The following is a 14,972-nucleotide window of genomic DNA, read 5'->3' on the forward strand; positions in this document are numbered from 1 at the left end:
GTGGCACGTGGCGAGAAAAGGACGCTGACCGAGGGCGAGATCACGCTCGCGAAAGGCGTGTTCGGCGATGCGATCGATTATGCCAAGGTCCGCCTCGCACAGCGCAAATGGGCGTTCTTCCAGCCGCGCGAGACCGTGATGGCACCCACCGGATGCATCTGTTTCCATCCCAAGGGATCGCTGTACCGCGACGATTTCGCATGCGAAAATCTCGATGCGCAGGGGCTGCTGATCCACGAGATGACGCATATCTGGCAGACCCAGCGGGGGGTGTTCCTCCCCCTCGTGCGGCACCCGTTCTGCCGGTACGATTACGCGATCCGGCCCGGCCTGCCACTCAAGCGCTACGGGATCGAGCAGCAGGCGGAGATCGTGCGGCATACCTTCGTGCTGCGGCGCGGCGGGTTCATTCGCGGCGCGCTGCCGCTTGCGACTTACGAGAGTATCCTGCCATTCCGTCCGGAATGAGCGTTGACCGCTAGGTCGCGAGATGCAGGGTCAGCGTCGCGACCGCCCCCTGCTCGGGGCCGGCGCTGTCGAGCCGCAATTGTCCCTGCATCGCCAGCATCGCATTGGCGCACCAGTGCAACCCAAGGCCACCGACCTTGTGACGCCGGGTCGAAAAGCCGCGCTGGAACAGGCTTGGGGCCGCGCCGACGACGAACCCCTCGCCGTCGTCCCGGATCGCGATCCGCGCCATGTCGCCGGCGCGCTCGATCGTGACGATGATACTGCCGCTGCCTGTCCCGTGCGCCGCAATCGCGTCCGCCGCATTGGCGAAGAGGTTGCCGATCACCTGGCTCAGAATGACCCGGTTCGCGAGCACCAGGCACGGCTGTGCCGGGAAACTGACCGCGATCGATACGCTGCCGGCGTACCGCGCGATCGTGGCGTTGCGCGCCAGGATCTCGGTCACGTCGCACGCTTCCACCTCGGGCCGCTCGTGCACGGCGCGCTGCTGCTGACCGATGATCTCCAGCACATGCGCCATTGCATCCCGCGCGACCTGCAGCTCGCGCTGGCGCTCGCTCCGGTCCGCCGTCTCCGCGGCGACCGCTGCGGCAACGAAGGCGCTCAACTTGGACCGGCGATCCGGCGCGATGTCGGCAGTCGCGAGCTCGGCAACCGCGCGCTCAACCAGCGTCTGGTCCACTGGCGCCGTCAGAACGATGGCGCGGCTGAGGATGGTGCTGACGGGCGTCAGCGCGTTGCGGACGTTGTGGAGCATGGCGATGGCGCTTTCGCTCTTGCCCAGCGCGAAGTTCTGGATTTCCAACTGCTGCCGCAAATCGTGCTGCTGTCGCAGCATACCGTTGAAGCTCGCGACGAGCGATCCGATCTCGTCGTCACGCGGCGTATCGGACAGCAGGTCGAGCGCCCCCGAGCTCTGTACGGCCTGCATGTGGCGCTCGACCCGCGCGAGCGGGCGCAGCACCAGCGTGGTGATCATCCGCCGTAGCGCCAGCAAGACGAGCAGCAGCAGAATGATCGATCCCGCCACCGCCAGCAGCAGGACGCGCTGCCCCAACACGGCGAAATCGCGGCGCACGTTGATCACGGCGCTGGCGACCGGACGCCCGTCGATCCCGCGGATCGGCACCGCGATCCGCAGCGTGGTGCGCGTGCTATCCATGCGGACACGGCCGGACGTCCCTGCAGGATCCAACCTTACCGGCAGATGCGATGCCTCCGACACCATCGGGCCTGACAGACGACTGGCGAGCGCGAAAAAGCGCGGCGGATCGTCCTCCCGCATACCCGCGACCCGCACGACGCCTACGGCCGCCAGGACGTCACCCATCTTCACATAGAAATGCGCCGACCGAGCCGAGCCGATTGCCCGGTCGATCGCCGCGCGGGGCAGCGCCTTGGCAAACGCCTGCTCCAGGGCTTTGCCATCAGCGGCGCGCCAATGGACGGTGTCGCGATCGGCCTGACCGTCGATCCACGATACGCCATCGACCTGGCGCTCGCCGAGCAACCGTTGCGTATGGGCCGGGGTCGGCCTGCGGGCCGTATCCTCCGCATAATCGCGGGCCTTCAGCTCGACTTGGCGCGCGATCGTCTCCAGCGCAGACCGGGTCCGCTCCACCTCGACCTGGGTCGAGCGCGCTTCGAGATCGTTGAAGCTCGGCACGATCACGCTGGCGAGCACCGCGATCAGCGCCACGGCGCCGACCAAACCCACGCCGGTCAGGATCACGACGAGCTTGGCGGCGAGCGCACGGGACCGGAGCGCGTGACCGATGCGGTGCCGCACCCGTCGGACCGCGCGTCGTCTCATGCGGGATCGGCGCTGCCGACCTGGATCGGAATGCCCGAATATTCCGGCAGCATGGGTTGGCCATCATCGGCATCGACCATGAATCGCGTTACCGCAATCTGCCGTGCGAACGCCTTGGTCACCGGGCGCGAGAACAGGAACCCCTGCATATGCGAGCATCCCGCCACGCGGAGCGACTGCAGCTGCGCCTCGCTTTCCACGCCCTCCGCGATCACGCCGAGGCCCAGGGCGCGGCCGAGGTGGATGATCGACTGGACGATCGCGGCACTCTCGCGCTCGCGGCCCATGCCTTCGATGAAGCTGCGATCGATCTTGAGGCAATCGAGCGCGAATTTGCGGATATTGTACAGGCTCGAATAGCCCGTTCCGAAATCGTCGAGCGCAATGCGGAAGCCCATCTGGCGCAATTTATACAGCGTGTCGGCGGCGCGATCCGCATCGTCGAAGATTGCCGTCTCGGTGATCTCGATCTGCACGCGGGTCGGATCCACCCCGGCGCGCTGCACGTCTTCGACCAGACGCGCGACGAAATTGTGGCGTCGGAATTGTCGCGGGGAGAAATTGACCGAGACATATTGGGTCGGCCATTCGGCGAGGACCTTCAGCGATTCCCGAAGCACCCAGTCGCCGATCTCGTGGATCAGGTTCGATTCCTCGGCGATCGGGATGAAGACGTCGGGGCTGATCGGGCCGTGCGCGTCGGTGTTCCAGCGCAACAGCGCCTCGAAGCCGACGATCTCGAGCCGCTCGCGCCCGACAATCGGTTGATAGGCAAGGCTCAGTTCGTTGCGCGCGATCGCACCCGAAAGCCCGGTCTCGATCGCGCGCCGCATCCGGATCGTTTCGTCCATGCCGTCGTCGAACACGCGAACGATCCCACGCCCGTCGCGCTTGGCATCGTTGAGCGCAAGGTCGGCCCGGCGCATCAAGTCGACCGGATCGCGCGTTTCACCCGGTTCGGTCGCGATCAACCCGATCGAGGCGCCACCCTGGACCGAATGGCCGAGCACCTTGAAGGTCGATGCACAGGCCTTGGCGATCCGCGCGCAATCGGCCTCGGCGGCTTCGCTGCCGGGTGTGTCGAACAGCAGGCCGAATTCGTCCCCGCCCAGTCGGGCGACCATGCCGCCCGGCGGGACGGACCGCTGGAGTACGCCGCACATTGCGCGGATCAGTTCGTCCCCCGCCAGATGGCCGAGCGTATCGTTGACCAGCTTGAACCGATCGAGATCGACCATCGCTACCGCAAATTGCGCGCCCGACTTGGCGCGTTCGCTCAGCGCCCGGCGAAAGGCGAGGCGGTTGGGCGCTTCCGTGAGGGAATCGTGATTGGCCAGATGCATCGCGCGGCTTTCGTTCGCGGCGAGTTCGTGCCCCTGTTCCTGCAGCTGGACGACCTGCTCGGCCAGGGTGCGGCGCGCGGCGGTCAATTCGCGATCGCCTTCCCAGCGATGCACCAGCGCGGTCGCCATCTGCTGGACCTCGGCGACTTCGAACGGCTTCGCGATGTAGAAGATCTTGTCCGCAGGTCCGGCGACCCGCGCGATCTCGATCGGCGCGAAGTCGGAATAGCCGGTCACGATGACGATATGGATCGCGGGGTCGAGCGCACGGATCCGCGCCGCGGTTTCGCGGCCGTCGATCCCGGGGGGCATGCGCACGTCGATGAAGGCGACCGCGAACGGTGCGTCATCCCGCAACGCATTGGCCACTGCGGCCACCCCGTCCAGCCCCTGCAGTCGATGCGTCAGGTCGAAGATGCGCTGCGGTTCTGCTGACGGTACGGGAAATTCGGTCCCGAACAGCTCGGCGGCCATCGCGCCCAACGCCGACCCCACGGCATCGCCCACCGGCGCAAAACTGCGTCGGTAGCTGTCGTGCATGGCCGGTTCGTCGTCGACGATCAGAATTCGCATTTGGCACCACCGTTATGGGCACAGGGCGCGATGCGCCCTTTCCACAAGGTATGCAAACTAGGTTAACAACATCTAAAGGATGAGCCTTTGCTCAGCGCGCGCACGCCAAGTTCGATCGCGCCGAGCGGTCCCGCCATCCCGCCGAGTTCGGCCGGGACGACGAATGCCTCGATCGGCAGCAGGCCGCGCGCGCTGACATAGCCCGCCAGACTCTCGACCAATCGCTCGCGGATCATCCCGAACAGGTGCGGCACCCCGACCATCACCCCGCCCCCCATCACGATCCGGCGGGGGATCCCGGTCAGCACGAGCATGTGGCAGAGTTGCGCCAGGGCATGGGCGACGCCCTCCCAAGCCGGGTCACCGATAGCAAGGTCGGAAGCCGGTCGCCCGGTCCGCGCACGGATCGCGGTACCCGACGCCAGGCCCTCGAGGCAGTCGCCGTGGAACGGACAGGATCCCGCCCAGGAATCCCCCGCCAGCCGTACCGGCCGGATGTGACCCAGCTCGGAATGGGTCAGACCGGTCACCGGAGTTCCGCCAAGCACCAGCCCAACCCCAAGTCCGGTACCGACGGTGACATAGGCGTGGTCGGCAACGGTCCGCGACGCACCCCAGCGTCCCTCCCCGAGCGCGGCGCCAGCAACGTCGCTGTCAAACCCTGTCGGAACGCCGGTCGCGCGCGCCAGCCGCGCGCCGACATCGGTGTGCGACCAGCCCGGCTTTGGCGTCGCGGTGATGAAACCATGGGTCGGGTCCGCTGGATCGAGCGAAACCGGCCCGAAGCTCGCGATGCCGAGCGCTTCGTAACCCGACCAGCCTGCCAGGACCGCTTCCACCGCGCGCAGCGTTTCCTCGGGCGTGGTGGTCGGGATCGTCACCGTGTCGCGCACGTCGTCGGGCCCGCTGGCGAGCACGCAAATGACCTTCGTCCCGCCCAGCTCGACCCCTGCGATCAACGGCGTGCTCATTCCACCGTCACCGACTTGGCAAGGTTGCGCGGCTGGTCGACATCGGTGCCCTTGATCACCGCGACATGGTACGCGAGCAACTGCACCGGCACCGCATAGACCAGCGGCGCGATCAGCGGGTGGACCTTTGGCATGGTGATCGTCGCGAGACAGCCGTCGCCAGCCGCCTGGATCCCGTCGTAATCCGAGATCAGCACCACCTTGCCGCCGCGCGCCTGGACTTCCTGCATGTTGCTCACGGTCTTGTCGAACAGCGGCCCCGACGGCGCGATGACGATCACGGGCACGTTTTCGTCGATCAGCGCGATCGGCCCGTGCTTCATCTCGCCCGCGGCATACCCTTCCGCGTGGATGTAGCTGATTTCCTTGAGTTTCAGCGCGCCTTCGAGAGCGAGCGGATAGTCGGTGCCGCGCCCCAGATAGAGCACGTCGCGTGCGACCGCGACATGATGCGCCATCGCCTCGATCGCCTCGTCATAGGCGAGCGCGCCGTTGAGCGCGGCGGGGGCTTCGGCGAGATGCTTGACGATCATCTTCTCCTCCGCCGGGCTGAGCTTGCCCTTCGCCCGCGCGAGGTTGGCGGCAAGTGCGGCGAGTACCGCGAGTTGGCAGGTGAACGCCTTGGTCGAGGCCACGCCGATCTCGGGGCCTGCGTGGGTCGGGAGCAGGATGTCCGCCTCGCGCGCCATCGAGCTGGTCGGCACGTTGACGACGACCGCGATCGTCTGGCCCTCGGCCTTGGCGTGGCGCAGCGCCGCGAGCGTGTCGGCGGTCTCGCCCGACTGGCTGATGAAGAGCGCGAGACCGCCCTCCTCCATCACCGGCGCGCGGTAGCGGAATTCGGACGCGACATCGAGGTCGACCGGCACGCGCGCGAACTGCTCGAACCAGTATTTGGCGACCATGCCCGCGTAGAAGCTGGTGCCGCACGCGACGATCGTCACGCGCTTGATCGTCGACAGGTCGAACTCTGGGATCGGCAGCGTGACGCGCTCCTCCATCCGCTGGAGATACGAGCGCAGCGTCTGTGCAACGACGATCGGCTGCTCGTAAATCTCCTTGAGCATGTAATGCTTGTGGTTGCCTTTGGAGACGAGATCGCCGGTCACGCCCGAGATCGTGATCGCGCGGTCTACGGGCGTGTTGTCGCGGTCATAGACCTGCGCGCCGTCGCGCGTCAGCACGACCCAGTCGCCCTCGTCGAGATAGGCGATCCGCTGCGTCAGCGGCGCGAGCGCGAGCGCGTCCGATCCGAGGTACATCTCGCCCTCGCCATGCCCGACAACGAGCGGCGAGCCGAGCCGCGCGCCGATCAGCAGATCGGGATGCTGGCGGAACAGGATCGCGAGCGCGAATGCGCCGTGGAGCCGCGGGAGGATTTCGCGCACCGCCTCGATCGGGCCGAGCCCGGCCTCGACCTTCTCGCTGATCAGATGCGCGACGACTTCGGTGTCGGTCTCGCTGGTAAAGGTGCGCCCGCGCGCGATCAGTTCGTCGCGGAGCGGCTTGAAGTTCTCGATGATTCCGTTGTGGACGACCGCGACTTCGCCGGTCGCATGCGGATGCGCGTTGTTGGTGGTCGGCCCGCCATGCGTTGCCCAGCGGGTGTGCGCGATCCCGGTCTTGCCAGGCAGCGGATGCGCGGCGAGTTCGTTCGCGAGATTGATCAGCTTGCCCGAAGCGCGCCGCCGCTCGATCGCGCCGTCGAAGTCGGTCGCGATGCCGGCGGAATCATACCCGCGATATTCGAGCCGCTTGAGCCCGTCGAGCAGACGATCCGCGACGTCTTCGGTGCTCAGGATGCCAACGATGCCACACATGTGATTGTCTCGACCTTAGAGGATGTAGGGAACGCGGATCCCCGGCATGTCAGCTGGGAAGTCCTTGGTATTGCGGGTCACTAAGATGCGTCCGTGAACCTGCGCTGACGCGAGGATGACCGAGTCGGCAAGCTTCAGCCGACGCTCGTTGCGCAGTTCCGCCGCGCGTGTCGCAATCGGAATATCGAGCTCATCGATCAGGAACCCCTCCAGCAGCGATTTCGTCCGCGGCATCGTGATCGGGTCAACGCGGGACATGACCTCGATCCACGTCAGCCGACTGATCCACCGATCGTCGACCGATTCGAGCTCGCGCTGCGCGGACCCGTTGCCGTTGAGGGCATCGATCAGGATATTGCTGTCGAACGACATGGCGCTCACGATTTTGGCGACGGCTGCACGCCCCGAAGCTGATCGCGATAGATCGCGCGCTGACGATCATCTTCCGCGTCGAAGAGATCGGGAAACTCGGCTTTGACGCCTTCGTAATCGTCGTCCCACGGACGGGTCCAGCTCGCGCGTTCGCGCCGCTGCCATTCAACGGCGTCACCAATGTCGGTGCGATCCTTCCAGGCCCCGAAGCCGGCGCGCAACGCCGTCCGTCGGCGTTGCCGATCCCCCTCTTCCGCGTCGCTCGCGATCAGCCGATCGACCGCGTCACGGATCACCGCCGCGCGCGACCGACCGAGCTCTGCCGCGATTTGATCGAGCCGCGCAATGCGATCGTCGCCGAGCGAAACCAGGGTCCTGCTAGCCATCATCGATAGATATCATCGCGTGATATCACTTGCCAGCTTTCTTCGCCGTCATCACGTCGCGAAAGCGCTTGGCCCATCCGGATTTGGAGACTTGCTGCGGCCGCACCAGTGCGAGCGAATCCGCCTCGACATCGGCGGTAATGACCGATCCCGCGCCAACGGTCGCGCCCGCGCCGATCGTCACCGGGGCGACCAGCGCCGAATTCGACCCGATGAACGCGCCTGCGCCGATCACCGTCTTGTACTTGAAGAAGCCGTCGTAATTGCAGGTGATCGTGCCCGCGCCGATGTTCGCGCCTTCGCCGACCTCGGCATCGCCGAGATAGGTCAGATGGCTCGCCTTCGCGCCCGCGCCGAGCACAGCCTTTTTCATTTCGACGAAATTGCCGATCTTGGACTTCTCCCCCATCACCGCGCCGGGGCGAAGCCTGGCGAACGGACCAACCTCGGCTTTCGCGCCGATCGTCGCGCCCTCGATGTGGCTGAAGGCATGGATCATGACCCCGTCCGCCACCGTCACGCCCGGGCCGAACACCACGTTGGGCTCGATCACGACGTCACGACCGATCCGCGTATCGTGCGCGAACCAGACGGTTTCGGGCGCGATCAGCGTTGCGCCGTCCGCCATCGCGCGGAGGCGACGCTGCCTCTGCCAATCCGCCTCGACGGCGGCGAGTTCGGCGCGGCTGTTGACGCCCGCCACTTCACCCGCGCTGGTCTCGATCACCGCGGAGGCGCGGCCATCGGCCGCGGCCAGCATGACGATATCGGGCAAGTAATATTCCCCCGCCGCATTGTCGTTCCCGACGCGCGCGAGCAACGCGAACAGGTCGGCGCTGCGCACAGCCATCAATCCCGAGTTGCACAGGTCGACCGCGCGCTCCGCCGCGGTTGCGTCCTTATACTCGACCATCTTCTCGATCACGCCGTCGTGCGCGATGATCCGGCCATAGGCACCGGCATCGGCCGGCCGGAAACCCAGCACGACCGTCGCGGGTGCGTCCGCGGCGTTGAGCCGATCGAGCATCGCGCGCATCGTCGCGGTCGAAACCAGCGGCACGTCGCCATACAGGATCAGCACATCGCCCTCGAACCCGGCCAGCGCCGCCTCGGCCTGCGCCACCGCATGGCCGGTACCGAGCTGCTCGGCCTGCAAAGCGGTCGCGATTCCCAGCGGTGTGACCGCCGACTCGACCTGTTCGCGGCCCGCACCCGTGACGACGACGGTCCTGGCGGGATCGAGTGCCGCGATACTGTCGACGAGATGGAGCAGCATCGACCGCCCGGCGATCGGGTGGAGGACCTTGTGCAGGTCGCTTTTCATGCGGGTGCCCTTGCCGGCGGCAAGGACGATTGCGGCTACGGGACGGTTCATGCCGCGTGCCCTGCCACGAGACTCTTGCCATTTCCAGAACAACCCTGTCAGTCACACCGACATGAGCAAGAATTCATTCGATATCGTGGGTTTCGACCTTGATGGAACGCTGGTCGACAGCAGCGGCGACCTGACCGCCGCGGTCAACGACACGCTCGCCTCGGTCGGTCGCGCGCCCCTCAGCGTGGCGCAAGTCAAGACGATGGTCGGCGGCGGCGCCAAGCACATGCTGACGCAGGGGCTGGAAGCCACCGGTGGCATCGAGGCCGAGGCGTTCCGCCCACTCTACAAGCGGATGCTCGATTACTATGGCGAGCATCTGTCGGTCCATACGCGGCCCTTTCCGGGGGCAGTCGAGGCGCTGGACGCCTTGGCGGCGCGCGGGATCACGGTCGCGGTTTGCACCAACAAGTTCGAATCCTTCGCCACGCGGCTGCTGACCGACCTGGGCCTGATCGATCGCTTCGCCTGCATCATCGGCGGCGATACGCTGGGCCCCGGTCTCTCCAAGCCCAACCGCGCGCCGATCGACGCGATGATCGTGCGTTCCGGAGGGGGACGCGCGGCGTTCGTCGGCGATTCGATCTACGACATCATGGCCGCGCAAAATGCCGAAATTCCGGGTATCGCCGTCAGCTTCGGCTTTCTGCTGGAACCGGTCGAGCAAATGGGCGCCGACGCGGTAATCGACTCCTTCGATCAATTGATCCCGACGCTGGAGCAGCTCTCAGCCTGACCCCGGCCCGGTGCCGCCCTTGCGCCATTTAGTCCACAGATGGCGCGCGAGCAGGCCGGGCGGCATCCGCAGCCAGTGCGACCGGACATAGAACGCCATGCGGGTCACCGGACGGCCGGGGCGGCCCCAACCGTCCCGCGCGGTGATGCGGAACAAATACAGCCGGTCGATCAGGGTCACCCGCTTGGCATCGCCATACAAGGCTTCGGCCAATCGTAACGCCCGCGCGACTTCGCGGCTAAGCCCATGATGGGACGCTCTGGCCGCCAACCCATGTGTGCCGAACTGGCCCACCAGGCACTGCACGTCCCAGAGATTGCGCATCCCACCCGCCAAATCCCCATCGGCAAACAGATGCGCCGCCGCATGGACGAGCATGTCGTTGGGACACAAACCAGAGATGCCCGGAGCTAGCTCGACCGCATCCGCAAGCAATGCCGCCGGATCCGGTTTGATCCGTGCCGTCGTAGGGAGGATCGTGTGGTGCACGTCGATCATTCGATCGCGCTCGCGGTGGATCAGGGGCGGCAACTCGTGCATCCACTGCCGATAATAGGCATGGTCATAGGGGTCCGGCTTGACCCATTCCCATCCGGCCGCGAGCAAGGCCGCCTCGACCACGGCGATGCGGTCGCGCGGCACCAATATGTCCAGATCGCCAATCGACCGTCCGATCCCGGCGCGCATCCCGGCGGCCGCGAAGGCCGTACCCTTGAGCAGCACCAGCCGCTCCCCGACCAGCGCCAACACCCGCCGTGCCGCTTCGGCTTCCCACAGGGCGACGATCTGCCCCTGGACGGCGGACGTCCGCGCATCGTCGAGGATTCGCGCGACCTGGGCCGGAACGGCGACCCCTTCCAATCGAAACGACAGCGTACCGATCATCTGTTCGGCGCGCGCGATCGCGATTACCGCGTTCCAGTCCTCTGCGTCGAAGCACGCAACACAGTCGGGGTCCCGCAGGACGCGCGCGAGCAGCCAGCCGTTCATAGCGCGGCCCACGCCGCCTCCACCTGTTCGACGGCGCACTCGGTGTGGGGGTAATCGATGGCACGCGCGGGCAACGCCTTGACCAGCGCCGTAAGGGCATCGAACCCGCGCTCTCCCAGCGCGACATAGTTGGTCGAGGCCTGGGTCAATCGGACGAACACTTCGCTTGGCGCCACGTCCCGCTCCGCGCGTGAAAAGCCGAAGCTCGGGAAGAAGATGGCGACCGGGCGCGCGGGTCGGTCCATCGCGGCGATGGTCGCCGCGTCAGCAACCAGATGGCGGATCGAGCCCTTCGGCGTATTGGTCAGCAACGGCCCGAGCCGCCGCGCCGGAACTTCAGCGGAAAGCGCGGCGATCCCGGCGTTCTTCAGGCTGATCGGCCGGGGAAACGCATGGACCATCCCGGTCGCGGGATCGATCAGCGCAAACTCGTCCGCCATCAGTCGCCACCCTCGCAGCGACAGCAGCGCCGCAAGCGTCGACTTTCCAGATCCCGAAACCCCCGTCAGCAGGATCGCGCGCCCCTCGCGCTCGACGACCGCGGCATGCAGCAGCAGATACCGCCGTTGCCCGAGCGCCATCTGGAGGTTCATCCCCATCTCCGCCGCCAGCAGGCCTTGCGCCAAGGGCAGCGGCGCTGCTTCCGGCAGGACGTAGTCCCCGCCGATCATCACGGCCGGGCGCAGGAAACGCCGCCACGGCCGGGCCGCGAACAGCCGAACCGAAAAGTCGACCACGCCGCCGTGCGGGGCGGGATAGCCGGCATAGATATGCTCGAGCTGAGCGATCGGCGCACGCCAGTCGGACCCGATGCGAAACCCGACGGGCCCGACGCGGACGGAAAGGACGTGGCGCATGCTCAGCGCGTCGGTTCGCAGGCGACCAGCCCGCAGGCGACCAGTTCGGCGAGCCGCGCCGCTAGCGCGTCCGCATCCGCCTGCGCCAGCGCATATTGCCCCTGCAGCTTGGCATGCAATCCGGACACGGTAAGCCCGGCCTCGCCCAGCGCGGCGAGGAGTTCGGGCGCGGGTGAGGTAAGCAGGTGCGTGATGCCCGACGTACGGTGATAGACCGCAGCAAAACTATCCAGCTGGACGATGCGAAGCGCCTCGGGCCGCGCCATACGATACAGGAGATGCTCGGCCGGTTCCTTCACGCGGCTCAGCCGCGCGGCATCTGCAACGACGCAAAGCAGGTAAAGCCGCTCGTCCCCGATTGCAGACGCCGGATATAGTTGGTGTAGGCGCGACTCTGGCTGGAATTGGTGCCTGGCAACTGCCCCCCGGCAAGCGCCGTACGAACGTCCTCACCCTTGAACGGGCGGCCCGGTGGCGCGAATGCCCCCTGTGTTCCGGCCGGTACGGTACTGCCGTCGGCCGCGATATAGCTTCCAGCCCGCCCGGCGTCCGGCACCGGAATCTCGCAGGTCGAGATCGACGCCACCGTTGCGGCGAGCGCGGGGCGGATCGAAACCACTGCCGCCGCTGACACCGCACCAAGCATCAGCGCGCGCCGCCGCGTGGCCGCCGGGACATCGGGGGTATCGTCGTTCATGATCATCGCCCTTTCACATTCGCGATTCACTGGCAAGCGCGGGGGCTGCATCAAGCGGCATTGGCGTCTCGTCCCGGCACAGTGTCGGCTTCCGCGCGTCGCGAACACCGGCTAAGGCGGCGACCATGTTGCAAGGGTTCGGATCTCGCACGGTCATCGCCATCGGGCTCGTCGTCATCGCGGCGATCGCGGTCTTCTTGCTCGAATGGAACCTCCAGGCCGCGATCATCGCGCTGGTCGGGGGGGTCGCGGCCGCGCTCACCGCAACCGGGACCGGCGATCAGCCGATCGAGACGCCGCGCCCGGTCGAAGTGGCTGCCCCTGCCCCCGAACCAAATCTGCAGGAAGTGATCGAAGCCATCGTCGGTCCCGTGCTGATCGTCTCTGAAGGCCGCGTGGCCCATGCCAATACGGCGGCGCTCGGCCTGCTCGGCAAGCATATCGTCGGAGAAGACGTGCGGATCGCGATCCGACATCCCGGCGCCGCCGAACGCCTCGCCAGTCCGATCGCGGGCATGCCGCAAGGCCCGACAAACCTGGTCGGGCTCGGGGCACTGGATCAGCATTGGGAAATGCATGTCGGCAGTACGGCGAGCGGCCAACGCGTCGTTCACCTGATCGACCGCACCGGCAATCATGCGGCCGAGCGGATGCGGGTCGACTTCGTCGCCAACGCCAGCCACGAATTGCGTACCCCGCTTGCGTCGATCCTCGGCTATATCGAGACGCTCGGCGACGACAAGGCGGGCGAAGATGCCCAGGTCCGCGGCCGTTTTCTGAAAATCATGTTCGACGAGGCGCGGCGGATGCAACGGCTGGTCGAGGACCTGATTTCGCTCAGCCGGATCGAAGCGGAAAAGTATCGCCTTCCCGACCGGGCGGTCGATCTCAGCGAACTGGTTGGCGAGGTGCGCTCGGAATTGCTGGACGCCCAGAACGTCCGCAGCAACGATATCGTCACCGATCTCGACCTCGGCGTTCCTACGGTCGCGGGGGATCGCGCCCAGCTCAGCCAGGTGCTGCACAACCTCATCGGCAATGCGATGAAATATGGCCGGGTCGGCACGCCGGTGACGGTCAAGCTCTGGCGCGATCGCGTGGGTATGGTACGGATCAGCGTGGCCGACGAGGGCGAGGGTATCGCCCCCGAGCATATCCCCCGCCTGACCGAGCGCTTCTACCGCGTAGACCCGGGCCGCAGCCGCGCGGCAGGCGGAACCGGCCTCGGCCTGGCGATCGTCAAACACATCGTCGAACGCCATCGTGGCCGCTTCGACGTTGCCAGTACGGTGGGCAAGGGTACCACCGTCACGCTGATGCTGCCGCCGCACGACAAGGCCACCCCGCCCTTGTCCTGACGCGCGATTTCCCCGGACAGTGTCATCAAACGGTAACGACAACGTCACAGAGGCACGTGGGTGAGGATGGTAAGCGACTCCGGGGGCCACAGCTTTGACATCCGAGTCCACGGCCCAAGGGGAGATTCCATGAACCGGAAAAACGCGAAAGTCGTCAAGGCCTTGGGCACGCTGGTTGCCGCATCTGCGGCCGTGACATTGGCGGCATGCCAGGATCAGGCCAACGGCGGTGGCGCCGGGTCGCGCGACCATATCACCGTGGTTGGCTCCTCTACCGTATTTCCCTTTACCACGATGGTGGCCGAGCAGCTCGTCAACAGCACGCCGGGCACCAAGGCTCCGGCGATCGAATCGACCGGCACCGGCGGCGGGATGAAGCTGTTCTGCGCTGGCATCGGCGCCGCGCATCCCGACATCGAGGACGCCTCGCGCCGGATCAAGGCGAGCGAGTACAAGACGTGCGTCGACAACGGCGTATCCCGGATCATCGAGGTCCAGATCGGTCTCGATGGCATTGCCTTCGCCGAATCCAAGAGCGGCCCTAAACTCCAGCTGACCGCGGTCGACCTGTACCGCGCGCTCGCCGCGACGCCGAATGGCCAGCCCAACACCGCCAAGACATGGAAGGACGTCAATCCGGCGCTGCCGGCGGTGCCGATCCAGGTCTATGGCCCGCCGTCGACCAGCGGCACCCGTGATGCACTGGCCGAGCTGATCCTCGCGCGCGGTTGCGATGCGATCAACCCCAAGATGGCCGACATCAAGGACAAGGATCACGCCGCCTACGCCAAGGGCTGCACCGCGATCCGCGAGGACGGCGCTTATGTCGATGCGGGCGAGAACGACAATCTGATCGTCCAGAAGCTCCAGTCCAACCCGAATGCGGTCGGCATCTTTGGCTATTCCTATCTCGAGCAGAACAAGGACAAGCTGAACGGCGTGCCGATCAACGGCGTCGAGCCGACCTATGAGACGATCGCGCGCGGGGCCTATCCGGGATCGCGGCCGCTGTTCCTTTACGTGAAGGCTGCGCACCTGACCGCGATCAAGGGCCTGCGCGAATTCCTCGCGCTCTACGTCAAGTCGTGGGATCCGAACGGCCCGCTCGTCGCCAAGGGGCTGATCGCAGCACCGGAGGACGTGCGCAAGCGGAGCGCGGAGATCGTCAAGAACGAGACGCTGCTCAATCCGTCGAAGCTGCTCTGACCCG

At 66.4% G+C, this 14,972-nt stretch carries 15 protein-coding genes; 4 read left to right on the forward strand and 11 right to left on the reverse strand.

The annotated features are described in order from the left end of the window. On the forward strand, positions 1-468 hold the full coding sequence (locus tag L8K25_RS03170; protein ID WP_242137457.1) for a vgr related protein: 468 nt from the start codon (positions 1-3) through the stop codon (positions 466-468). Between the two features lie 10 nt (positions 469-478). Here L8K25_RS03170 and L8K25_RS03175 read toward each other — a convergent pair whose 3' ends face one another. From L8K25_RS03175 to glmU, 7 genes are all read right to left on the reverse strand, one after another. Beyond that, on the reverse strand, positions 479-2,284 hold the full coding sequence (locus L8K25_RS03175) for an ATP-binding protein (RefSeq protein ID WP_242137458.1): 1,806 nt from the start codon (positions 2,282-2,284) through the stop codon (positions 479-481). Continuing rightward, on the reverse strand, positions 2,281-4,200 hold the full coding sequence (locus tag L8K25_RS03180; RefSeq protein WP_242137459.1) for a GGDEF and EAL domain-containing protein: 1,920 nt from the start codon (positions 4,198-4,200) through the stop codon (positions 2,281-2,283). The genes L8K25_RS03175 and L8K25_RS03180 overlap by 4 nt, the downstream gene beginning before the upstream one ends. Positions 4,201-4,262: 62 nt before the next feature. Continuing rightward, positions 4,263-5,171, reverse strand: a complete 909-nt coding sequence (locus L8K25_RS03185) for an ROK family protein (protein WP_242137460.1) — start codon at positions 5,169-5,171, stop codon at positions 4,263-4,265. Next, on the reverse strand, positions 5,168-6,991 hold the full coding sequence (gene glmS / locus L8K25_RS03190; RefSeq protein ID WP_242137461.1) for a glutamine--fructose-6-phosphate transaminase (isomerizing): 1,824 nt from the start codon (positions 6,989-6,991) through the stop codon (positions 5,168-5,170). The genes L8K25_RS03185 and glmS overlap by 4 nt, the downstream gene beginning before the upstream one ends. A gap of 15 nt (positions 6,992-7,006) precedes the next feature. Continuing rightward, positions 7,007-7,372, reverse strand: a complete 366-nt coding sequence (locus L8K25_RS03195; protein ID WP_242137462.1) for a type II toxin-antitoxin system VapC family toxin — start codon at positions 7,370-7,372, stop codon at positions 7,007-7,009. After that, positions 7,369-7,752, reverse strand: a complete 384-nt coding sequence (locus L8K25_RS03200; protein ID WP_242137463.1) for a ribbon-helix-helix domain-containing protein — start codon at positions 7,750-7,752, stop codon at positions 7,369-7,371. The genes L8K25_RS03195 and L8K25_RS03200 overlap by 4 nt, the downstream gene beginning before the upstream one ends. 22 nt (positions 7,753-7,774) lie before the next feature. Next, positions 7,775-9,124 carry a bifunctional UDP-N-acetylglucosamine diphosphorylase/glucosamine-1-phosphate N-acetyltransferase GlmU gene (gene glmU, locus L8K25_RS03205; protein ID WP_242137464.1) on the reverse strand — a complete coding sequence of 450 codons (1,350 nt, stop codon included), beginning with the start codon at positions 9,122-9,124 and terminating at the stop codon, positions 7,775-7,777. A gap of 61 nt (positions 9,125-9,185) precedes the next feature. Between glmU and L8K25_RS03210 the strand changes: the two genes are divergently transcribed. Continuing rightward, on the forward strand, positions 9,186-9,860 hold the full coding sequence (locus tag L8K25_RS03210; RefSeq protein ID WP_242137465.1) for an HAD-IA family hydrolase: 675 nt from the start codon (positions 9,186-9,188) through the stop codon (positions 9,858-9,860). Here the strand turns inward: L8K25_RS03210 and L8K25_RS03215 are convergent. From L8K25_RS03215 to L8K25_RS03230, 4 genes are read right to left on the reverse strand one after another with little or no spacing between them, the layout of a single operon-like run. Further along, on the reverse strand, positions 9,852-10,850 hold the full coding sequence (locus L8K25_RS03215; RefSeq protein WP_242137887.1) for a nucleotidyltransferase family protein: 999 nt from the start codon (positions 10,848-10,850) through the stop codon (positions 9,852-9,854). The genes L8K25_RS03210 and L8K25_RS03215 overlap by 9 nt on opposite strands. Beyond that, positions 10,847-11,707, reverse strand: coding sequence for an HprK-related kinase A (locus L8K25_RS03220; protein WP_242137466.1), 861 nt, complete (start codon positions 11,705-11,707; stop codon positions 10,847-10,849). Before L8K25_RS03220 ends, L8K25_RS03215 begins: the two co-directional genes overlap by 4 nt. A gap of 2 nt (positions 11,708-11,709) precedes the next feature. Next, positions 11,710-12,006, reverse strand: coding sequence for an HPr-rel-A system PqqD family peptide chaperone (locus L8K25_RS03225; RefSeq protein WP_242137467.1), 297 nt, complete (start codon positions 12,004-12,006; stop codon positions 11,710-11,712). Positions 12,007-12,011: 5 nt separating this feature from the next. Continuing rightward, positions 12,012-12,404, reverse strand: a complete 393-nt coding sequence (locus L8K25_RS03230) for a hypothetical protein (RefSeq protein ID WP_242137468.1) — start codon at positions 12,402-12,404, stop codon at positions 12,012-12,014. Positions 12,405-12,529: 125 nt separating this feature from the next. On the opposite strand from L8K25_RS03230, the gene L8K25_RS03235 reads away from it, so the two are divergent. Together L8K25_RS03235 and L8K25_RS03240 are read left to right on the forward strand one after the other, a co-directional pair. Next, positions 12,530-13,762 (forward strand): ATP-binding protein, encoded by a 1,233-nt coding sequence (locus L8K25_RS03235; RefSeq protein ID WP_242137469.1) that lies wholly within the window; start codon positions 12,530-12,532, stop codon positions 13,760-13,762. A 129-nt stretch (positions 13,763-13,891) separates the two neighbouring features. Beyond that, a complete protein-coding gene (locus L8K25_RS03240) occupies positions 13,892-14,968 on the forward strand; it encodes a substrate-binding domain-containing protein (protein WP_242137470.1) in 1,077 nt (358 codons plus the stop codon). Positions 14,969-14,972: the final 4 nt, after the last annotated feature.

It is taken from the genome of Sphingomonas sp. TREG-RG-20F-R18-01 (assembly GCF_022662475.1).
Classification (GTDB): Bacteria; Pseudomonadota; Alphaproteobacteria; order Sphingomonadales; family Sphingomonadaceae; genus Sphingomonas.